We start from the raw sequence: 24,342 nt of genomic DNA, 5'->3' as shown, positions 1-24,342 counted from the left end.
TTTCCAAATGTTCAGTACGTTATATGCTTTTTATTAATAAAATGGAATACCGTAAACTACACGGAATGCTGCAAGGGCTGCTGCTGTAGCTTCATGGGGGCGTTGCCAACCTTCATGTCTTGCAACATTAATCGTTGCATCCCTAAAACTATATGGCCGTCCATCCATGGATACAAATCGAATAGTTTTATTATCATAATTATAGTCAAATACCATACGAGCACCATCTTCTGTCGTTTCTGGTACCCTTAAAATAGGAGAAAATTCAGTACGAGTTGTAACAGATAAGCGATAGTATGGTGGGTTATAGTTTTCAATCGCAATGGACCGTTTATTTAAATAAAAAGTCATAGATCCCGAACGATAAATACGTACATACCCAGGATCATTTGCTACACTCGCTTCTGCTGGAGTCAGTGATAGTGCACCTAACCATACTACCATGGTGACAAGTAACAATTTACATAATGATTTCATAAAATATCTCCTCTTGTATATGCCTAGACTGATTGCCCTAATCTGTACAATCTAACTTTATGTTTATTATATCCTATGCATAACTACGAGGACAATATGTGTATATATTTTAGATGCTAATAGTCAGCTTTTCCATCATATAACAAATCGTATTCGTAGTCTATATACCTCAGCAATATATAAATGCATATAGCGTATACCACAAAACTATTCGGCAATATTAATAAACTTACCACATAGGATTTAAGGTAATTTCCACAAGACCGTCTTGAATATAATATGCAATATATTCACCTGTTGGTAGTGCCTTCTTAACCACCTCTCCACGATTCGGAATATCATACACTCTCATAAATTCATCTTTACCGTCACCATAACTCAACCCAGATGTATCAAATTGGAGCGGACTCCCCTTAAATAGAGTCACAGATGTAACACTGCCTCCATCTAATCTAATCCTCATTTTATAATGTGCATACTCCAAGCTCTCACCATAGGTATCTCCCATTCTTTTTGTTGGATTACCAAATGTTTGTAATACTTCATCCTTTGTAGAGCCAACATGTATTCCAGATACACTTTCAGAATATGGAACTGGTATTTGTTTAAATAGAGCCTGATCATTATATACAATTCTATCCGTACTATTCCCAAAAATAGTAAATTCCACAGGTACTACACGATTTCCTGCTGCTTCATGTATAATAAAATTACCACTACCAAACTTGCTATAACCTGCTAATTTCGTAATATCTAACACTTGGGCCCCATTAATATATCCATTTTGGATATTTAAAACCACTTGACCATCTAAATTCTTCCATTCTCCAGACATTCTGTTCACTAAATTTTGCTCATACTCGCTGTAATCGTATGCATGTACCGCCGTGAACAGTAAGGAACTTACCGCTAGACAACCTACTAAACATTTTTTTAGCATAGTTCTTCCCCCTATGAAATACGAACACTATATTATCTTTATTGTACAGTATCTATTTATAAATGGTCAATTCAATTACATATGAATACAGCCCTAATCGTTTTTATTAAAACCTATGCATTGTATATATTTTATTATATGATATATGTGTCAGAAATTGTATTATCAGTTTAGAATAAACGGGGTGATTTAAAATGAAGAATCGTACAATAATAACACTATTATCATTTTGTTTTGCTTTTATTACGCTTTCATTTTTTGTTACATCAGTGAATGCCAATGACATCTGGATTAATAGTTCAGAAAATACTCATATTTATATAATGGATGATACAATTTCTTACGGAACATCCTCTACTGGAAAATGGATTACTGTGTCTGTGAAAATAGTCAAGCATAACAGAGTCATAGAGACAGTAACTTGGAACTTTTCAAAATTTAAAAATGATATGTGGAGATACTATACAAATACAATGAGATCAGGTCATACTACTGTTGTAATTCCACGTCATAAAGTTTTTGAGTATATGATGCATAGAATAGGTTGGAACTATATCATTAAAGATAATTTATGGTATTATTAGCCTCATAGTCAGAAAAGCCATACCCCTATCTGTTCCCAGATAAGGGTATGGCTTTTTTATTGATATTATAAAAATAAAACTGCTTTTCCTTCTTACAAGTATAAAAACAGAGGAATGTTGACACATATTGATCAACATTCCTCTATTTTATTAAACATTGTTATATTTTATTTTTTTGTAGCTTATTATCTAAACATACAATAAATTATATGATTTTTATTAATAGAATGGAATACCATAGACTACACGGAATGCTGTAAGAGCTGCTGCTTTCGCTTCTGCTGGATACTGCCAATCTTCACCATTTGATACATCGATAGTACGATCTCCTCTTCTACCTCCTACTAAGCTAATCGTTTTATTATCATAATCATAGTCAAACACTAATCGAGAACCATCTTGTGTGCTCTCTGGTAGTCTCAAACTAGGATCATATTCAGTACGAGTTGTGACAGATAGACGATAATTAACCTTCCTTTATTAAGTCAAAGGATCTAAAGTAATCTCCATATGACCTAAGCCACTATTATAGTTGATAGTTTCACCTGTAGGCAATACTTTCATAGCAGGCCCACCGCTGTTATGAATATCATATACCCCCATAAATTCATACTTACCATCGCCGTAACTTAATCCTGATGTATCAAAACGAAGTGGACTGCCTTTGAACATGCTTACCGCCGTAACAGTTCCTCCACCTAGTCTAACTCTCATCTTATAGTTCGCATATTCCCAATTCTCATCATACACGTCACCCCAAGTTCTCGTAGGTCGTCCGAAAGTTTGTAATACCTCATCTTTTGTAGATCCAATATGTATACCAGATACACTTTCAGAATATGGTACTGGCACTTTTCTAAATAATGCCTGACCATTATAAACAATTCGACCAGCACTATTGTCTAAACTAGCAAAGCTCATACGCAATGGGCGATTTCCTACCGCTTCATGTATAATAAAGTTCCCAACACCAAAGCTACGATTACCTGCTAATGCTGCTACATCTAGCACTTGAGCCCCATTAATATACCCATTTTGAATATTGAAAACTACTTGTCCATCTAGATTCTTCCATTCTCCAGACATTCTGTTCACTAACTTTTGATCATATTCGTTGTAATCGTATGCATTCACCGCCGTGAACAGCAAGGAACTTACCGCTAGACAACCTACCAAACATTTTTTTAGCATAGTTCTTCCCCCTTATGAAATACAAACAATATATTACTTATATTCTACTGTATCTCTTCATATACGGTCAATTCAATTGTAAATTGTTTGAGTATATGATGCATCGAATAGGATGGAACTATATCATCAAAGATAATATATGGTATTATTAGCCTCATAGTCAGAAAAGCCATACCCCTATCTGTTTCCAGATAAGGTATGGCTTTTTAATATGTCCATTAGAATTTATATTCAACAGCTATCTTAGTATAATCACCTAAGTCAAATTTTTCTCCTCCATATAAAGTATCTCTACTATGAATACCTTTTGCATTGAATGTATAAGATGCATATACATTAACATCCTGCACTGGTGTATATCTGCCACCTACAGTAAAGCTTTGTACACCATCTAAATAACGATCTGGCAATGCATTAGTTCCATTACCGCCGATAAAAGATCCATGTTCAAAGTATTTATAGTCTGCATATGCATTCCAGGAACCAACATGTTTCTGTTCTGGATGACCCACATCTAACCGAATCGTCCAGAATTTAGGGTATGAACCAATACGTCTACCTTTGGAAGTAATAACACTATTATCATAGGTATATTGAGTTTCACCATTCAAATATTTACCAAAAGATGTTCTATTTTGCCCTATATCTGCTGACACAGTTAACGTATCAGATGGCTTCCATACTAGTCCTGCTCCGACCACATTAACTATCTGATTATATTGATATACATCATTTCCAGAAGCATTCGCATACTGCAATGTATTAGTTGAATCCTGTATTGATCGCATATACCAAGCTTGTACACCCCAGTGATTATTTATTTGATGTTTGAGTTGTGTAAAGAACGCTTTATTAACAGATGGAATCGTATCTTGAACAAGTACATTACCAACAATAGGAACACGATACCCTTCTTGTTCTAACAAGTGTAAAGGAAGTGAACTATTATTCTCTGGTTTCCAAAGCTCACTCGCTAACAACAACAAGACACGTTTAGCTAATGGTGAAATATTACTTTTCACGAATCCAGTCGCTCTAGATCCATTAGGTAGTTTCTTAGTTAATGTCATCCATGCTGTATCTTTATTCCAAAGCGATGTAATTGCTTTTGCTTTCGCTTCTTCTTGTGTCATGCGAACAAATTTGGAAGTATCAAATTTAGATGCCATGATTCCACCGTACCGTCTACCACGATTCGTCGTTCCCAAATCCTCTAGCACATCATTTCCTAAATAGGTTCCATATCCGTAAAAGTCTGAATGTAATTTATAGGATCCATCTTTTAACAAGCCAGAGTTAGATACATACCTGGACCAATCCTCTTTGTTTTCCCCTACTTGCATTGTTACATCCCAAGCTTTTGTAGCATCTTTTTCTAACAATGCTGTATCATTAGAAGCGCTCTTAGTATATACTTGCGGCAAGTCCGTAGTCATATATTCACCTATAACTTGACCAGCCGTATTAGTAACAGTTACTTTCCTCCATATGAAACTATTCATATAGTATTGACCACTTCGATTATGTAATTTTTCATACAATTTAGGGTCATCTTTTTCAATGACCTTCATATATGTGTCTATAACTGCTTTTTCCTCTTCTGGAGATTGAGCTGCTTCTAGTTTATCACGTAGCGTTTTAAAATTATTTACATGCACACTACCATCTGTATACTCTCCTGTTAAGCCCGTCTTATTAAATGAACCTTGTCCTAACCATTCATCTTTTGTTGGTGGTCTAGTAAATGATGTTTTAACGGCATGTGTATAAGCAGAATCGGTAATACCCGTACTACGATGGAAATCTCCATATCCCATCCGTACTTCTGTCATCGGGCTTGACCATATGGCTCTCACACCATCATAGGAATCATTAAACCAGTATCCAGTCGTACCAAGGGCTTCATATAAACGGCCAACCGACCATTTCCAGTCATTCTTATGATGATTGACTTCTAATCGTTTTACCGTTACTGATTGTATGCCTGCATGCGTTCCAGCATCAATTGACTGTTCTTTTCCCTTATATGATGTAGCCTCTACCGCAACATCGATCGAGGTATCTTTAGTCACAGTTCCTTTCACTCCTACCTGTACTGAGGAACTATAACCATGATTAGCCTTTTCTAAATAATTTTTATATGCATCTCCAATGGTACTTGTTGCTGTCACTCTAGCCTCTGTAGGTTTTTCTTTACCTGTAAAACTACTCCACGCACCATGATAGGACCCGTAAAATGTAAGAGGTTCTTGGATAGATTCTTGACGGATGAACCAATTCAACGGCGCATTAGAAATTTTTTGTGATAACCTTGTAATTCTTTGGTAGCTGCTTTCACTACTATCCGCCCCAAATTTCATGTGTAAACCAAATTTATACATTCGCTCTTGATGAGCTTGTGCATCATCACGATGATTAAAGATATTATCAACACCTATGTAGGCAAGGGAATCTTTTCCTATTTTCTTTTGGATCATAGCATTCCAAATCGCAAAGCTTTTACTTTCGTAAGTTTGTTTCCCTTTTTCTGCAAAAGCGTATTGTGAATCTCCATTGCCTAAATCATTATGTACATAGTTACCATTATTAGCAATGGTATTACTATCTAACATATGAATATAGTAATCTCCCCAAAGAGATGCTTGCCAACCAGATTTTTTATTTTCATACTGCACTCCTATATCGATTTTATGTACAGGTTTATTTAATAGCTGTGCTGGCATCGTTGGATCACTGATATTACGAGCGTGCAAATAAGTATAGCCGAGTCGTGTAGAAAGGTTGGTATTGAGGGCATATTTTATTTCTCCTTCTACACCTGTAATTTCAGCTTTCCCTATATTTTTAAAGCTATAAATCATATCTGGAGGAGTCATCCACGTATTCTTACCTGCATCTGGATTAAAATTCATCAACTTCCCAGTAAAATAGGTTGTCATATAATTTTTAATATCATTATGGAACACCATCATACGACTGTGTAATCGTTTCGTATCATATTCAAAGCCTAGGTCTACATTGATAGATTTTTCTGGTTTTAAATTAGGATTGCCAATCCAATAATAGCCTAACTTACCAACACCAAAATCATATGGCATCCCTGCATACATTTCCCAGTTATAGTATAATTCCCCCATACCTGGTTCTGTATAGGCAGTTCCTACATTGGTTTTGATTCGATAGTTTCTATTTCCATGTACATAATGAGTTAGCCCTAAATTAAATGTCACTGTATTACCGAATAAATTACTATTGTCCCATCGAAGGATAGGTGTGAAGAATGTATTCTTATTTAACTGCCAAAAATCTGAAATGGCAATATTCATTTTTCTAATATTTGAAGTACCAATAGTCTGACGATTTCTACGACTGGTTCCCTCTTCTGTAAATGTTTTCCCATGCCATTTTAACGTTTTTGCATCATAGTATCGACGCATAATAATATCATCATCTGGCAAATCACCATCCTCATTAGGTGTTCGTAGACTTTCATTTTCAGCACGCAATTCTTCTGCAAATGTATGAATTCTATCTTCATCTTCTACATCGTTGGTATAATCCTGATAGGTATAGCTAGGAATGATCGCCTTCCCTTGACGATTTTTATATCCATATAATTCATAAGCCTGATCATATTGTGGTATATCTGCTTCATCACGATATAATGCATAATCATAGACTTTGGAACTAGGCTCACCAACACCTTTATCACTATGAAGATTTTTATCAAAGTCCCATGGATTTATATATCTTGTATATATAGATTTCGCACTTTTCAACCGACTACCTGAGCCGTTCTCTTCACTATAGCCCACTCGGTAGGATAGAAAATGATGGTTACCTACTTGTTGATTTAAAGTGGCATTTAATTTCCATTCACGGTGCTTCACATCATCAATATAATGCAGCGTATTTTTACCTTCATAGGGAGAAAAGATAGCGGTGGATGAAATCGTTTTATCAAATTCTTTCTGATTATAAATAGATAGATCAACTTTCCAGTCTAAATTTTTTTGATTATTTCCTGCGTATGTAAGTTGATGTCTCCATCGTTCTATATTTCTTCCATAATGTACTACTGGATCAGGGGCATCATTGGAATGTTTAATATCCCTATTTGTATCTTCCTTCCAATGTGTAGACTGTACACTGAAATGATGATTTGCATTGGCATCATACTCAGCATGAAATCCTAGCTCTTTAATATCTCCATAGTATCGTAATGCATTATGCACACTCCCCGATTGATTCATAGCCCCTATAAATTCTTTTTGACTATAAATAGGCATAATATCCCGTTTACTACTATATAAAGAAACTCTACCTTTCCCTATATTCCCGGAATTAGCTCTAATAAATATATTCTTATAAGGTAACACACCATGGTCGCCTTGTATTCTACGTCCTTCTACATTCAACTCCAGTTGACTATGTTTAGTCGGTTTTGTCGTTACCACGTTGATGACGCCACCCATGGCATTCGCTCCATATTTAGCTGAGGCAGCACCTCTGATAACTTCAATACGATCAATGGATTCTGCGCCTAATCGCTGTAATTCATCCCCTTGACCTAAATAGGCTTCCATCTCACCCATCACTGGTTGACCATTAATTAGGATTAGCGTATGACGAGGCTCTGCTCCACGAATTGATAGAGCCACTCGACCCATAGCATCTACAGTTCGACTTACCCCTGTTTCAGTAAAAATAATATCTTCCACAGACTTAGCTTGCTTGTTAGCAATATCTGCTTTTGAAATCACTGTTGTTGATAAACTTTCATCTTTTAAACTTTCTATAATTGGATTTGCACTTACATATACAGAATCTGCTGTTGCACCTTGCACACTGCTTAATGAAAGTAAACACCAAGATGCTATAGCCCCTGATATCCATGCTCTCTTACTTCTATACATTTACAACACATCCTTTCATAAATTAGTAATGATTATCATATTTACTATATGCCTTTCAAATAGGTGCTGTCAAGAAATAAATCTTCTCTCCTCATAATTTATTAAACGTATCCGATTTATAATCCCTCAATCGTATTATGACAGCACAAAAGCCATACCCCTATCTGTTCCCAGATAAAGGTATGGCTTTTCTATATCAGTAGTTATCTATAAACTACTTTTCGTATGTCATGATTATTGTGGCAAGTTGCTTACTTGATCAAATAGCTGTCCTGCTTCTTTGATACGTTGTTCATTGCCCATCACTACGATGTGGTTGTCTTGTAATACAGCTTCGATAACATCTGCTAAACCTTGTAAGTCTTCTACCGTTGTGTCTAACACTTGTTGGCGGAAGGCTGTCATTTGTGCTTCGTCGGTTTTGCTATAATACAAGCTCATAGCCCGTGCAGCTTGTAGGAATGGAGTATTCGATAAATCTAAACTACTCATGGTACCAATGATATATTTACGCATTTCACGTGGGGACAATTCTAATTCACGCAAATATGTTGGTAGTCCATCATAGACGTTTAATGTATTTTCTAAATTTGGATCACGATAGGAACAGAACACCATATTCCCATTATTATGGAAGTTCGCAAAGGCACCGTATGCGCCGCCTTGTACACGAATTAGATTCCATAAATAGTCATAGCGCAACATTGTTTCCAACACACTCATAGTACCGGTGTGGGTCCCACCATGGTCACGGAAGTTACCACCCTTAGCCACATATTGCACTTTACCAGAGGTCGCTAAGCCTTCGTTTACATAGGAAGCAGTCATGTTCAATTGTGCTTCCCAAGTATCGTCACTTAACACATTGGTAATGGCATCTAAATGATCTAAGAAAGCAGATAATTCTTCATCTGTACCTACGAAAGAAATTTCTAAGTTATCTTTACGGAACAAACGTTGTTGTACTTTCATCAACTGCTCTGCTACACCAGAAAGAGCCGTTTCATCGTTTAACACTTGCACTAATTGACGGAAGTAGCCCAATGTATCTTGATCGCGGAATTTACCAATGTTGGATACTTGTGCCAGCAATAAATTAGTGACGATTGTATTACCACGACGGAATGCTTCTGTATCCCAGATTGCTTTTGTTTCTTTCAACAATTCTACTAAACGGTCTTGTGCTGTAAATTTCGTACGGCCAATGATTTCCCCTAAGATAGATGTTAAATGACCTATATTGGAGGCCAAGGCTTTACTGCGAACCACCGCTAATGGTACGAATGCATCTCGTTCATTATAGATAGACACAGGCAAAATATCCATCGTATATCCACCTAGGTGAAGGTTGATTTCTTTTGCTACTTCTGTATAGGTGTATCGTTCTGCATCCAAACGGCCTAATACATCAGACAGCAATTCTGCATAGAATACTTCTTCTTCCTGTAAGGCTTCCATATTGAAATGTAAACTTACATAGTTGATACCACGAGCAGGTACATCAATGTGATGAATACGAATTCCTTTATGGTCCATTTCACGACGTGGTGTCACAGCTACCGTTGGTGAAATCTCTGAAAGTTCCAACAACGGAATCGTCGCCAGTGCTTCTTCCGTGTCTGGCGTCATTTGCATGTCTTTTAATTTTGCCGTTTGATCCACAATGTGTTGGATTTCCTCTGCACTCATATTCGCTTTAATAGCTGCTAATTTCTCTTTTTCTTGAGTTTCTTTTTCTTCTTGTAATCCTTTTTGAGGATATAAAGAAACTAATGCTTTATGGGTATTATCTAAGATGTATGTGCGAAGTAAGTTTTCAAAGAAATCTGTTTGCAATCCTTCACGAATCTCTTTCAGTACAGGCTCGTAGCGCAATAATTCAATTGGATCTTCATCATAGAGCCAATTATCCATGACGCGCAATCCGTAGGCAAGACCGATAGGACGGCCGCCAAAATCAGCTTCACGTAACGTAAACTCAATGCGGTTTAAGGATGCTTCTAATAATTCTTTATCTAATCCTGCATCCACTAATTGACGTAATGTGCTTTCCACTACCTCTTGCAACTGTCCTTGCTTATCTAACTCGGAACCAGTTACGCTAATTTCAAGCAATGGCTGACGAATGCCATCCATATAATAGCCACTTACATCACTGCCAATGTTAGCTTTTACAATCGCTTCTTTTAACGGAGCAGATCCAGATGTCAACAAGGCATGTGTAAGCACTTCAAAGGCCAAACTTTGGGTGAATGTCATTTCTGGGAATACATAGGTCAAGGAATGAATTGTTTTTTCGCTTTCACTCTCTTCTTGGCCAATGCCATATGGATAGGCTGCTACTACACCTTGTGCTAACGGCGTTTGCATAGCAATGGTAGAATCTACATCAATAGCATGGAAATTAGATAAATATTCATCGTTGATAAAAGACAATGTTTCTTCAATGTTCATATCTCCGTACAAATAGATATAACTATTGGACGGATGATAGTAAGACTCATAGAAAGCTTTAAAGTTTTCATAGGTCAAATCTGTAATGTTCTCCGGATATCCACCAGAATCATGTCCGTAGGTCGTATCTGGATATAAGACCTTCATCTTATGATGATCTAGCTGAGAATCTGGCGAGGAATAGACCCCTTTCATCTCGTTATATACAACACCCTTATAGGTCAACGGATCTTCTGGCGTATCTAACTCATAATGCCAACCTTCTTGCATCACAATCATTGGATCGTTTGCTACGCGGGGATATAATACGGCATCTAAATAGACATCCATCAAATTGTGAAAGTCTGCATCATTTTTACTTGCCACAGGGTAGACCGTTTTATCGGAGTAGGTCATGGCATTTAAGAATGTATTTAAAGACCCTTTCACTAGCTCTACAAATGGCTCACGCAAAGGAAATTTCCGAGATCCACACAATACAGAGTGCTCTAAAATGTGAGCCACCCCTGTACTATCATGAGGCGGTGTACGGAATGCAATATGGAACACTTTGTTTGTGTCCTCTGTGTCGATATATAATAAGCGCGCACCAGACTGCTCATGTTTCATCAAGTAGGCTGTGCCATTAATTTCTTGTACAGCTTCCACGCGTTCTACGCGAAAGCCTGCATGTACTGTATCTAATTTCATAATACCTCTTTTCTCTATAGACTAAGTACAACGGCCAACCCCACTATATTAGGGCTAACCGTTGTTACATAACGTCATTATACTCTTTCTAATATACTATGTAGCCATTATATCACGTTCTCAACGAGAATCATAATTTATATCTTTAATTACCACCCAATGGCATAGGCATGGATAGCTGCTGCTATAATCCATAACACAGTTCCAATTTTATACGATTTCATATGCACATAAAAGTTAGCATTTCTGCTCTCTAAATACCGTGTAATTCCATACGGCACAATCACATAGATGGCCCAGCCTACTATCATATAGATCATTTCATAATTGTATTTCACATAGGCTGCTACAAAAATAGAAATAAAAATCGTATCCCATATCCAACGATCATACACCGAAGTAGGCTTTTTCCCTTCTACTGGTGGTCGTACATGACTGAAGCTAAACAATTCTAGACATTGCCCTAAGGCAAGACCCAAAGCAACTCCCAAGACTACTTGTACGATAAGGCGACCAGAAACACCGGCTATTTCTACTTGTCCCGATACCCCATATATAGCGACTACAAGCATACCTAACAGTTGTAACCCCTTGCTAAGCATCTCTTTCCGCTGTTCACTAGCCGTTGTTTGGGTATCAAATATTTGTTGGAAGGGTGTTGTCACACGGTTCATAATTAACGCTACAAATAATGCTAATAAAGACCACATATTATACCTCCCCTAAAAAAACTATCATCAATTTATTTAGCTCTAACTGGTCATAGGTACCCATTAATTCACGAGCAGAATGCATCGCCAACAATGGTAACCCTACATCCATAGTGCGCATCACAAGTTGTGCAGAAGAAATAGAGCCTACTGTAGACCCTCCTGGCATATCTGACCGATTCACAAAAATTTGGTGTTGAATACCATGTGTATTACAAAGATCTGTGACGATGGCCTGTGCGACTGCATCTCCCGCATACGATTGAGAGCTGGCAATCTTTAACACAACCCCACCATTTAATGTAGGATAGTTTGTAATATCATTCTTTTCTCCATAATTAGGATGGTATCCATGTGCCACATCAGAGGAAATCATAAACCCTTTGGCAATATCTGCTTCACAAGCTTCCTCGGTGAAGCCCAATGCTCGATACAAACGGCGCACAATATTCGGTAATAACATAGAGGCACCACCTTGTTTCGTACGACTTCCTACTTCTTCATGGTCAAATAAACAGATCATGCGAATCCCCGAAGCCTGTTGCTGTTTAGCTGCAAGTATCCCTTGCAAGCAGGCATAACAAGAGGTCAAGTTATCCAACCGTGGAGCACTAATATATTCTGCATCAAAACCGACTGGATCCACTGTATCCGCATTATAAACAGTCAACTCGTAAGACAAAATATCTGTAGGATCGCAACCAATTTCATCCGCTAGTAAGTGCTGTAATGCTACCTCATCACTTTCATAGTCAGCCCCCACATTCCGCATAAGTACGAGTGGCAACATTTCCTTTTGCTTATTGAATACAGCTTTTTCATTCACAGTACGATTCATATGAATGGCCAAACTAGGAATAGTAGCTACAGGACGGCTAAAATCTACATGGTGCGTTTCTATACCTAAAGAATCTTTTCCCTTTGTGACGACAAGACCGGCCAGTGAAAGAGGTCTATCAAACCAAGTATATTGAATCATCCCTCCGTATCCTTCTACATTTAAGGTGCCATATCCTTTTGCCGTTTTCATAGGGTTTGGTTTCACTCTAAATCCGGGAAAGTCTGTATGAGCAGAAGCAATTCGCAATGTATCTCTTGGCGTGTCACCTATATGAAAGGCAATCAACGTCGTGCCATATACATCGATGACATAGTCCCCTTGTCCTAAGTTCCACTCTTCATCCATGGCTAACGGTGTAAATCCTGTATCTTCTAACCGTCGATACGTCTCTTCTACCGTATGGTATGGCGAAGTAGAACTTTCAATATATTCAAAAAAATCACCATACATCTCTGTCACATCATACTGTTCGCACATACTGTCCTCCTAAGAAAAATGCCATAGGTACACCGTACACTATGGCCTCTTCCATGCTTACTCTGGTAAGCCTACTTCTTCTAGGTTTGTGGATGGGATCGTTTCAATTTCACCAGCATCGCACAACTCTGCTACTTTTGGATCAATTGGTAATCGACCTAGTAACAACAAATTATACTTTTTCAACACCTCATCAATATGGCTTTCACCAAAGATTTTATAATCTTTTCCATTGTCTGGACAACGGAAGTAGGAGAAGTTTTCTACTACCCCAATGATAGGCACTTGCATCATGTCAGCCATTTTCACAGCTTTTTCAACAATCATAGACACTAAGTCTTGAGGAGATGTGACCACGATAATACCATCCAATGGCAAGGATTGGAATACAGTCATCGCCACATCACCAGTTCCTGGAGGCATGTCCACAAATAAATAATCTACATCGCCCCACACTGTATCGGAGAAGAATTGTTTCACTACATTCCCCACCACAGGACCTCTCCATAACACAGGATCTGATTCATCATCTAATAGTAAGTTGACGGACATGACCTTAACGCCATTCTTAGACACGATAGGGTACATTAATTTACCGTCATCACTACGCACTTTATCCTTTAAGCCAAATACTTTTGGAATCGATGGGCCTGTAATATCTCCATCGAGAATCCCAACGGATTTCCCTTTACGGGATTGGCTAACAGCCATTAAGCTTGTGACCAAAGATTTACCTACACCGCCTTTACCAGACACGATGCCGATTACCTTTTTCACATGACTTCTATCATTTGTTTTTACTGTTAAATCAACTGGTTGTTGAGTGCCGCAACCGCCGGAAGAACCGCAGCCGCCGCAACCTCCATTATCTCCACATGCCATGATAAACCTTCTTTCTATATGACTGAAAGCTTCAAACACTTTCACTTCTACTCGATAACTACATTTCACACTTGTAAACGTATGTTATTTCCTACACAAATATAGGTATATCCCTATTATATCATAGGATATCAAAATTTCCGAGAACAAAAACTAATTTTTTCAATATAGAAAGGATTACTCACCACAGTACTCTTTTGTCAGCTCTCCGATGATTTGCATGCCCTTTCGAATATCCTCCAAAGATGGCACCGTATAACTTAAGCGGAAATGCTGTCCATAAGGCACTCCATCGGCAGCGAAGGCTCCGCTTTTTACAATCCCTACTTTACGAGCAATCGCTTCTTCAAAGAATGCATCACAGTCCACATGATCTGGTAATGTCATCCATAGGAACATCCCCCCTGTAGGTTCTGTCAACTGCACCTTAGAACTGCCATATGTACGGAATGTCTCTAGCATCACTTGGCATTTTTCTAAGTACACCTTACATACCCTTTGAATCTGCTCATCATAGTCGATATGTTCTAACAAATGACTCACTACACGTTGTGTCACTAGCGGCATTTGACCATCACAGTTGTTCTTCATGATTTGAATGGCTTGTATCACTTCGCTCGGTCCATACAAGAAACCTACCCGAAGTCCTGCAGAAATCGTTTTAGAATACGAACCTGCATAAAGTACCCGATTATCTGTGTCTATCTCTTTGAACGTAGGCACTCGTTCTCCAGCAAAACGAATTTCTCCATATGGATCATCTTCGTAGATAAACAAGTCATATTTTCTTGCCACTTCATAAATAGCCTTACGTCGTTCTAAAGGCATCGTAATTCCTGTTGGGTTTTGAAAGTTAGGAATCAGATACACATATTTACCGTTTCCTGATTTTGCTGCTTCTTCCAATGCCTCTGGAATCATCCCATCTCCATCAGTAGGAATGCCCACCGCTTTTGCACCTACACTGCGCACTGCATTGATGGCGCTCGTAAACGTATAGGCATCCATATACACTTCATCGCCTGCATCACAAACAGTTCTAGGCACCAACCCTAAATCTTGTCCGGCTCCCACAGACAGCAACAATTGTTGTCCTTCCGATGGCATATGATGTACATGAATCAATCGATGCAATGTTTGTTCTGCTAACTTGGCATCACCTTGCATAGGTCCATATTGAAGAATTTCCAATGGATTTGTATGTACAATATGATCAAAGGCATCTTGGATTTCTTTCACAGGTACTACTTCTCCCGCAGGATTTCCAATACCAAAGCTGATGAAACCGGGAATCCCAGCTCCTCGTTCAAATACATCTCGAATGAAATTAGGCCCTTTACTGATGGACCGTTCTGGCAATGCGAATGCCATAAGAATCACTCCTTTTATATCATGTTATATCTTGTATTCATTTCTATATTATGATCTGATTTTTCAAATACACTATATAGCTACTATCTATGCATATGATAAACAGGAGCAACAGCGTTGCTCCTGTTTTCATATACTAAATTATATGTCCTGTAATAATACTAGTTCACTTATATATGGTCCATATACTAGAGCACGCGAGTTCAGCACATGCTCCAATGCTCATACCATGTGAATCCTAATACCTAGTTAGCAATATGTGCTTGTTCTTCAATTGTTAACAAGCAATCTCCACTTTCAATGCGGCTGCCTTCACGCACATGGATAATACCTACGACACCCGCCACTGGTGCTGTAATTGTCGTTTCCATTTTCATGGCTTCTGTTACTACCAATGGATCACCTTTTTTCACAGCTTGACCCACTTGTGCCACAATTTTTACTACAGAACCAGACAAGGTAGCTCCTACTTCACCTGGTTTTGTTGGATCCACTTTATGACGAACTACACCTGTTGTTTTGATGTGTTTATCGTGAATTTTAATCGTCCGTGGTTGACCATTTAATTCGAATAAGACATGGCGAGTACCATCTTCATCGGCTTCACTCATTTGAATGTATTTAATCATCAAAGTTTTACCTTTTTCGATAGTTACTTCGATAGTTTCACCACGTTTCATACCAAAGAAGAATGTCGGCGTATCTAATACACTTACATCAGAGTATTCTTGTTTAAATGTGCTGTAATCGGAGAATACTTTCGCATATAAGCAATGAGCGATAACATCTTCATCAGTAGTGCCTGCACCCTTCTCAGCTAATTCCTTACGAACTGCTTCAAAGTCTACAGATGGTAATGTCGCTCCTGGGCGTCCATCCAATGGAGCTTCCCCTTTCAGAATAATTTCTTGCAATCGTTCAGGGAATCCTAAATATGGAGTACCAATGTAACCTTTAAAGAATTCTACTACAGATTGTGGGAAGTCCAACGTATCCCCTTTGTCGTAGATATCTTGTTCTGTTAGGTTGTTTTGTACCATAAACAAGGTCATATCCCCTACGACTTTGGAAGAAGGTGTTACTTTGATGATATCACCAAATAACATATTCACTTCGTGGTACATGCGTTTAATTTCTTCCCAACGATCACCTAGGCCTACACTCTTCGCTTGTTGTTGCAAGTTAGAATATTGTCCACCAGGCATTTCATGTTGGTATACCGTTGTATTTGGGTACGAAGAGGTATGATCTACCCCTTTATAATACGGACGAATGGAGCCGAAATAATTGGATGCATGTTCCATATATTCCACATTCATCTGTGGTTGACGATCATGACCTGTCAAGCCATAGTACATAGAGCTCATACTTGGTTGACTTGTACCATTAGCAAAGGCAGAGTATGCCAAGTCCACAATATCTACACCTGCATCTACGGCACGACCATAGGAATAAATGGCATTACCAGAGCCTTCATGGGTATGTAAATGAATTGGTAAATCGATAGCATCTTTTAAAGCACTCACTAAATTATACGCTGCTTGTGGTTTTAACAAGCCCGCCATATCTTTAATAGCGATAATATTAGCCCCTGCATTCGCTAGCTCTTTACCCATTTTTACGTAATAGTCAAGGTTATATTTGTCACGACGAGCATCTAAAATATCACCTGTATAACATAAAGCAACTTCAGCTACTTTACCTTGGTTACGTACTTCATCAATCGCTACTTTCATATTATCTAAGCTATTCAAGCTATCGAAAACACGGAATACATCGATACCATTATTGCCTGCTAGACGGATAAATTCACGCACTACGTTATCTGCATAGCTTGTATAACCCACAGCATTGGAGCCACGAAGTAACATTTGTAACAAAATGTTTGGCACTTGTTTACGGAACATGCGTAATCGTTCCCATGGATCTTCGTGCAAGAAACGGTACGCCACGTCAAAGGTAGCACCGCCCCAACATTCTAAGGAGAATAAGTTCGGTAATCCTTTAGCAATGCGACCTGCTACACGAGCCATATCGGTAGTACGTACACGTGTGGCAAATAAAGATTGATGCGCATCACGCCATGTTGTATCTGTAAACAACACAGTTGGCTGTTCTTGAATCCATTTGGAGAATTTTTCAGGTCCCAACTCATCTAATAGCTGTTTTGTCCCCGCCGCTGGTGCTCCTTGGATATTAGGAGGCATCACGATTGGATCAAAATTAGGCACTTCTTCTTTATGACCATTGTAACCATTCACTGTCACATCAGCGATGTAACGAAGTAATTTCGTACCTCTATCTTTATCTTTTTTAAGGTTGAACAATTCAGGATGTTCATCGATAAAGTTTACATTATAATCACCAGATTGGAATACTTCATGTTCTAGCACATTCACCAAGAAATGGACATTCGTTTTAACGCCACGAATACGGAACTCGCGCAAGCAACGAAGCATTTTACGAATGGCTTCTTCTGTAGAAAGCGCCCAGGATGTAGCTTTTACCAATAAAGAATCATAATATGGAGTGATAACGGCCCCTGTAAAGGCATTACCACCATCTAGACGAATACCAAAGCCGCCAGAGCTACGGTATGTCATCAATTTACCTGTATCTGGCATGAAGTTATTGTGCGGATCTTCTGTGGTAATACGGCATTGGATAGCCACCCCTTCACAACGAATATTCTCTTGTTCTGGAATTGCTACTTCTGGACTATGCAATGTATAGCCTTCTGCAATGCGAATTTGAGAATGAACAATATCGATGCCTGTAATCATCTCTGTTACAGTATGTTCTACTTGGATACGAGGGTTGACCTCGATAAAGTAGAAATTACCATCTTCTGTTACCAAAAATTCTACAGTACCAGCACCTACATATTGTACGTGTTTCATGATTTTTACGGCCGCTGCACAAATGCGATCACGAAGTTCTTGTGGTAATGCAAAAGCTGGTGCCACTTCTACTACTTTTTGATGACGGCGTTGAATAGAGCAATCACGCTCGTGTAAATGCACAATATTACCGTGTTCATCACCGATAATTTGCACTTCAATATGTTTCGGCTCTACAATGAGTTTTTCTACATATACATCGTCATCACCAAAGGCCATTTTAGCTTCCGATTTTGCACGATCATAAGCATCGCGAAGTTCTTCATGTTTCGTCACTTCGCGCATACCACGACCGCCACCGCCATTCACGGCTTTGATCATCAATGGATAGCCATATGTTTCAGCAAATGCTTCTAACTCAGCAAAATCTTTCAATGGTCCATCACTACCAGGAATCATTGGGATATCTGCTTTTTTCGCTTGAATACGGGCATTTACTTTGTCCCCAAACATCACTAAATGTTCTACCTTAGGACCGATAAACGTAATCCCTTCTTCTTCGCATCGTTGTGCAAAATGTGCATTCTCTGAAAGGAAACCATATCCAGGATGGATCGCATCTACATCATGTTCCTTTGCAATACGGATAATATCTTCAATATCTAAATACGCATCAACTGGTTTTTTACCTTCTCCTACTAAATAGGATTCATCGGCTTGATTGCGGTGTAAGGAAAGCGCATCTTCGTTGGAGTAAATAGCTACCGTGCGAATACCCATCTCGTTACAAGCACGAAGCACACGGATGGCAATCTCACCACGGTTAGCTACTAATAAAGAGCGTATATGTTTCATTGTAATCCCTCCTCAATTTTGAGTATTCCAAACCTAATACCTTTGGGAATAGGCATTTGTATACTTCATTATACCCCTAAACGTTGAATTTTTCTAGCAATAAACAGGAGTTATTTTTCATATTACCGAAATAAAGTAGATAATTTTACACTTGTAAGAGACAGATAGTAAAAAAGCCGACATACATATTGAGACTGTCCGTAGAACAGAATATGTATGTCGGATTTTTATAGTTTATTATGCAGTTCTATATCCAAGATACCAATCACAGATATACTAAGCCTGTAGCATTACTAGGAATTATTTAGAGAGGTTTTATAGTATTAAAATGTATCTTTATATCTGCCATACTCAAAGGTATCATCACCTAGTTTAATTTTAGTCACTTTATAACCATCACTAACAAACCAAATGCCGTGATAAGAATCTGGATAGGCGATCCCATAGAACCACTCATTCTTTTTAGTTATAAAAGTTGGCTTTCCATAAGCATTATATACTTGTTTTAATGTATCCCCTACTGAAATGCCTTTGGCAGTTATCCCATCCCGATTTCGTATAGTGATCTGACTAACATATTCAGCGTCAGAAAGTGAGTTAGAAAAAGGGGTAAATTGCGTATTATATGTAATCCCTCCATAATGCAAGTGATAAACCGGAACACCTCTACGAGGCCCCTTTTTATATTCAATATCTTCTGAGCTCGGTTTTCCTAAACTTTTTATAACTGCATTTACATGTGCTCCCATAGGAATGCCTGCTACTGTTAATTCCGACTTTGATAGAGGTTTTCCAAACCTAATCCCATTGCTACCAGTTCTTAAATACTCATACTCCGCATCCGTATATTTCGGCAAATCACGCATCTCTTCTGCTCGTTGTCTATCTGCCTCTGTTTGTACAGTTTCTCCTGTACCAAATAAATTATCTAACTGCTTACTCAACCAACTCGCTTCTACAGCCATACTTGTAGAAGCAACATTCGCTACGAATAGAGCTAATACAACTCTTGTTACTAATTTTTTCATACATCCCCCTATGCTATTACATACTATTTGTGATGATTAATTATTATACTTACTATTATATAATGAGATGGTTCATTTTACTAGCACGCATAGCCTTTTGATTATAGTATTTTTGATGCTCGTAAGCAGGACATCAAAAATGAGGACCACTCCCTCCGGAGTGATCCTCATCTTCTTATATAATCTTATGTAATTAACAAACTATATTACTTCATCAACATTTTATTTTCCAACTTCATTTTCACAATACGTTTTACAGAAGTGTCTAATTGTTCTTGTGTTATTGTGCCAGCTCGTACTGCTTTCAGCAAGGCATTATAAGCCTCCGTCATATGTGTATATTCATGGCAAATAAGAACAATATCTGCGCCAGATTGAATGGTTTTAACCGCCATTTCTCCAAATGTATAGTGGTTTGCTACGGCGCCCATTTCCATATCATCGGTTACGATAACACCTTGGAAGCCCAATTCGTTTCGCAATAAACCATTCATAATATTAGGGCTTAAACTGGCTGGATTTTCTGCATCAAAGGCTGGATATTTCGCATGAGATACCATAATCATATAAGATGTTTGAGGGAATTGTGGAATCAAATCCTTATATGGTTTTAAATCTTCTGCTAACAATACCTCTTTCGTAGCATCAATGGTATTTTCTTTTTCATGAAGATCTACATCAGCTTTACCGATACCAGGGAAATGTTTGAAAGAAAATTGCAAGCCATTATTTTCATAGGCCTTCGCCACAGCGCCTGCATATTGCACTACATGTTCTGGATCATTTTGACTGAAAGAACGTCCATAGGTAAGTCCTAAGTCAACTACCGGTGCAAAGTTAAGGTTAAACCCTAATTCTGCTAATTCTTGGCTAGCTTGTTTCGCATAATTTTCAGCCACTGACACATCTTGTGTGCCAAGATCTTGTGCAGCTGGTACTTTTACAAGGCCATCTTGCATACGAGCTACGGCACCACCCTCTTGGTCTACCGCTAAGAATAAGCCAATCTTTTCATTCTTTTTCGCATAATTTTGCAAGTCCCCTAATAGTTGTTTCACTTGCTCTTTTGATTGCATATTGCGGTCAAATAAGACAACACCACCAAAGTGGTACTCTCCCAACATATATTTCATATCTTCATTGATAGATGTACCATGAACACCAATCACAACTAACTGTCCTACTTTTTCTGAGTCCGACATAGCGGCCACAATTTTATCTGCTCGCTCATCCACCGTTAATGTTGTGTCTGTTGCAATCGCCTGTGTATCAATTTGCTCTGCAGAATTAGCGCCTGTAAACGAGCATCCTAATGATGCAATTAATGCTGTGGCCACACAAATACTGCTCCACACTTTTTTACATACTTTCATCAAATTCCCTTTCTATTGATACGAAGATCCTACCAAAGTTCCTGTCATATCATCTAATAACCATTGACCATTAACTTTAACCATTGTCACTTCACCAGTAAATGTCTGTAATTTAATGCGCCCATCTAAGGCATCCTTCGCATTCAATTTATATTGAAAGATAACTTTATTAGGATCCACATAGCTTGGCTTAGCATCTACGATCGTACTAGAAATCGTTGTGCTATAACCTTGACGCATACTATCTAATCCACCCAACAATTGTTGACGATTGGCAGTCATTAAGTTATAGGCCTTAATAATTTCTTGATTCGAGATAGCTTGATGATACGCTAATAATGCTTCTTTTGCTTCATTGGCAATTTGTACATTCGGATCTACTGGTGGTGCCGGTTGTTCAGCCTTCGATTTAGATATGTCAGATCCTGCCTTTTTAGACTTTGTAGACATCATAGTCGTTTTTGTATCACCGCCAGCTAATACATCAGCTACCTCAAATATAGGTTTAACAATAAGACCTAAGAAAATTAGAGAAATCACAGCGATTATGGCCACTTCTTTTTTATAAGAACTTTCAGCAGCAGCTAATTTTGCTATTGCTTCTTGGGAAGAACGGTCAAATTGTTCTGGCTGCCCATACGCATTAGGCACCGTATCCCCAGAAGAAAATAAAAGATATGCAATATATAAATTACCAATAGGTACACACAGTAAGAGGTAGAACCATCCACTATGTCCAGTATCATGAAGACGTCTTACGGCAATCGCCACATTAGGAATGATAAAAATTCCATTGGCAATGAATATGCCAATCATTAGCATACTCGTGCCATATAGGATGGCATCTAAAGAATCCAACGACATAACTACTAATTGCGCAATGGCAATGACAACTAAACCTATCGTCCACTGAATCAAAGAATACCCAATAAAAGCACGACGTGAGGTACGTCCTGTAAATGTAAAATACCGTTCTAAGAATTCGTGTTTAAAATCTGATAACACACTAAAACTATTCTGTGACATAACAACCTGTTGTTTTGTATATACAGGTTGCCCTTGTGTCATAGTATTTGGTGCTCCTCCTACTTGTCCCTGTGGCATCACAGGTTGACTTACAGGATTCATCTGTTGTTGTTCCTGTGGAGCCCCCCCTGTTTGTTCAGTTATAGTAGGAGGCATTTGTTGTTGTCCCTGTGGGGAACCTCCTGTTTGTTCAGTTACAGTAGGAGGCATTTGTGTTTGCCCTACCCCATGTCCACAGTATTTACAAAATTTAGCTCCCTCAATAATCTTATTACCACAATTCCTACAAAACATGTATATCACCTCTTCATCTTACTCTTTCATTATTTTCCTAGAAACTTAACATTTCTGATTTCAATAATTCCAAACGGATATGCTCTATTTCCTTCATTTAATGCTCTTTTTATGGCTGCGATTTTTCTATCTTCTACCATTCCGAATGCTTTCTCTTTAGAGCGATACCATTTTTCATATCCACTCACTAATACATCGGTGCCGTCTTCTGTAGTAATGTCGTATTCACGTCCTTCTTTAGAGTCATATACTTGTTCACCACGTATAGTTTTAATGTTTTCTTTAATACTTTTTACATCTTTAGCTGCCCAGGTATATACAATATCATATACAGTGGATTCAATAGGCTTCTCCGCATCACTAGATATGTATTTAACTACATAGTTATCATTTGCACCACTTCCAGACCCATGATCCACACTTTGCTTTTCTGGATTACCTTGCAATGTATACTGTTTATGAGATTCTGTACTATAACTTAAGCTACCTGCTTTTTTTAGTACAACTTCTTCTACAAATTCATTCGTATTAGATTTTTTACCATCATCATAGCGATACCAACTTCCAGATAAATCTGTCGTAGTAAATACTACTGGATTCGAATCTTTGGTTCCCAAATGAAAACTACATCCTGTTAATACCCCTATAAGTGCCACCAGTGAAAGGCCTTTCATCATTTTATTGAGCATGTTTCTTACCTCTCCGTTTATAGATAACGATACCAACAGCTGTAATCCCTATAATCGCCACGAAAATAGCTACATTTCTAAAAATCGGGGTTCCTTTAGAAAATACGAAACGCACTTCTTCACCTTTTGAGAACCTAATAGTACTACCGCTAATTTCAGAAGCATTTGACATTTCTTTATTAATATCTCCATGTACTGTAATCGTCGTATCACCTAGGGCTTTTCCCATGTAAAACATATATTGCTCTGTACTATCCCCATATGGAAAAATCACATTCCAAGCTCGGTCATTTTTAGGCCAGGAATATATGATTCTATAGGCATTTAACAATTCCTTTTCATTCTGAAAGATAGCCGTCACTCTCCAGGTACTACTTTTAACTGAATCATCCTTACTACTAATCACTCTGCCATTTGCATCTAATGGTTCTAACTTAATAAATTCATTTGCATAGGCTTCGATTTCTTCCGCTTCACCGGTTTCTTTAAGTAGCTTTCCTTCTTCATTAACAGCAGTTGTTTGTAATGACTTTTCAAAGAACTGTATGATTTCTTCTTTACTTTTTTCTCCACCAATATCAACTGTTGCTTCCCATTTTCCTTTAAAATCGTTGTCAATTTCAATATCAGAATTTATAGTACCGCACCCTGCTAATACTACAAGAAAACAACATAAGAATATCATTTTTAATACTCTCATATGC

The 24,342-nt window shown here is 38.1% G+C and carries 16 protein-coding genes; all 16 read right to left on the bottom strand.

The genetic code is table 11. From position 1 onward, the window contains the following. Positions 1-33 precede the first annotated feature (33 nt). The 16 genes from EO122_RS06625 to EO122_RS06550 all read right to left on the bottom strand — a co-directional run bounded on the left by EO122_RS06625 (position 34) and on the right by EO122_RS06550 (position 24,338). Positions 34-477: a hypothetical protein gene (locus EO122_RS06625; protein ID WP_127009894.1), complete on the bottom strand. Its 444-nt coding sequence runs from the start codon at positions 475-477 to the stop codon at positions 34-36. A 229-nt stretch (positions 478-706) separates the two neighbouring features. Further along, positions 707-1,417 carry a hypothetical protein gene (locus EO122_RS06620; RefSeq protein WP_127009893.1) on the bottom strand — a complete coding sequence of 237 codons (711 nt, stop codon included), beginning with the start codon at positions 1,415-1,417 and terminating at the stop codon, positions 707-709. 803 nt (positions 1,418-2,220) lie between these two features. Beyond that, entirely contained in the window at positions 2,221-2,424 is a 204-nt protein-coding gene (locus tag EO122_RS06615; RefSeq protein ID WP_127009892.1) for a hypothetical protein, read from the bottom strand. Positions 2,425-2,481: 57 nt separating this feature from the next. Next, a complete protein-coding gene (bamE, locus tag EO122_RS06610; RefSeq protein WP_127009891.1) occupies positions 2,482-3,192 on the bottom strand; it encodes an outer membrane protein assembly factor BamE in 711 nt (236 codons plus the stop codon). A gap of 218 nt (positions 3,193-3,410) precedes the next feature. Beyond that, positions 3,411-8,108 (bottom strand): TonB-dependent siderophore receptor, encoded by a 4,698-nt coding sequence (locus EO122_RS06605; RefSeq protein ID WP_127009890.1) that lies wholly within the window; start codon positions 8,106-8,108, stop codon positions 3,411-3,413. A 234-nt stretch (positions 8,109-8,342) separates the two neighbouring features. Then, complete coding sequence (locus tag EO122_RS06600) at positions 8,343-11,252, bottom strand: insulinase family protein (protein ID WP_127009889.1); 2,910 nt, start codon at positions 11,250-11,252, stop codon at positions 8,343-8,345. Positions 11,253-11,401: 149 nt separating this feature from the next. After that, positions 11,402-11,962, bottom strand: coding sequence for a hypothetical protein (locus EO122_RS06595; RefSeq protein ID WP_127009888.1), 561 nt, complete (start codon positions 11,960-11,962; stop codon positions 11,402-11,404). Between the two features lies 1 nt (position 11,963). Then, positions 11,964-13,280: a M18 family aminopeptidase gene (locus tag EO122_RS06590; RefSeq protein ID WP_127009887.1), complete on the bottom strand. Its 1,317-nt coding sequence runs from the start codon at positions 13,278-13,280 to the stop codon at positions 11,964-11,966. A gap of 57 nt (positions 13,281-13,337) precedes the next feature. Further along, the gene (locus EO122_RS06585; RefSeq protein ID WP_126938036.1) at positions 13,338-14,162 is read right to left on the bottom strand and encodes an Mrp/NBP35 family ATP-binding protein; all 825 of its coding nucleotides are present in this window, start codon (positions 14,160-14,162) and stop codon (positions 13,338-13,340) included. A gap of 177 nt (positions 14,163-14,339) precedes the next feature. Beyond that, a complete protein-coding gene (locus EO122_RS06580; RefSeq protein WP_127009886.1) occupies positions 14,340-15,533 on the bottom strand; it encodes a PLP-dependent aminotransferase family protein in 1,194 nt (397 codons plus the stop codon). A gap of 245 nt (positions 15,534-15,778) precedes the next feature. Next, a complete protein-coding gene (locus tag EO122_RS06575; protein ID WP_127009885.1) occupies positions 15,779-19,228 on the bottom strand; it encodes a pyruvate carboxylase in 3,450 nt (1,149 codons plus the stop codon). Positions 19,229-19,551: 323 nt separating this feature from the next. Beyond that, positions 19,552-20,256 carry a hypothetical protein gene (locus EO122_RS06570; RefSeq protein ID WP_127009884.1) on the bottom strand — a complete coding sequence of 235 codons (705 nt, stop codon included), beginning with the start codon at positions 20,254-20,256 and terminating at the stop codon, positions 19,552-19,554. A gap of 206 nt (positions 20,257-20,462) precedes the next feature. Next, the gene (locus tag EO122_RS06565; protein WP_127009883.1) at positions 20,463-21,629 is read right to left on the bottom strand and encodes a glycoside hydrolase family 3 N-terminal domain-containing protein; all 1,167 of its coding nucleotides are present in this window, start codon (positions 21,627-21,629) and stop codon (positions 20,463-20,465) included. Positions 21,630-21,641: 12 nt separating this feature from the next. Next, on the bottom strand, positions 21,642-22,949 hold the full coding sequence (locus EO122_RS06560) for a DUF805 domain-containing protein (protein ID WP_127009895.1): 1,308 nt from the start codon (positions 22,947-22,949) through the stop codon (positions 21,642-21,644). 29 nt (positions 22,950-22,978) lie between these two features. Then, the gene (locus EO122_RS06555) at positions 22,979-23,638 is read right to left on the bottom strand and encodes a hypothetical protein (protein ID WP_127009882.1); all 660 of its coding nucleotides are present in this window, start codon (positions 23,636-23,638) and stop codon (positions 22,979-22,981) included. Beyond that, positions 23,628-24,338 carry a hypothetical protein gene (locus tag EO122_RS06550; protein ID WP_127009881.1) on the bottom strand — a complete coding sequence of 237 codons (711 nt, stop codon included), beginning with the start codon at positions 24,336-24,338 and terminating at the stop codon, positions 23,628-23,630. The genes EO122_RS06555 and EO122_RS06550 overlap by 11 nt, the downstream gene beginning before the upstream one ends. Between the last annotated feature and the right edge of the window lie 4 nt (positions 24,339-24,342).

Origin of the sequence: Veillonella sp. CHU110 (assembly GCF_003992255.1) — a bacterium.
In the GTDB taxonomy this organism is placed as follows: Bacteria; Bacillota; Negativicutes; order Veillonellales; family Veillonellaceae; genus F0422.
The sequence above is the reverse complement of the archived record's forward strand: the minus strand, read 5'-3'. Positions and strand labels throughout refer to the sequence as shown.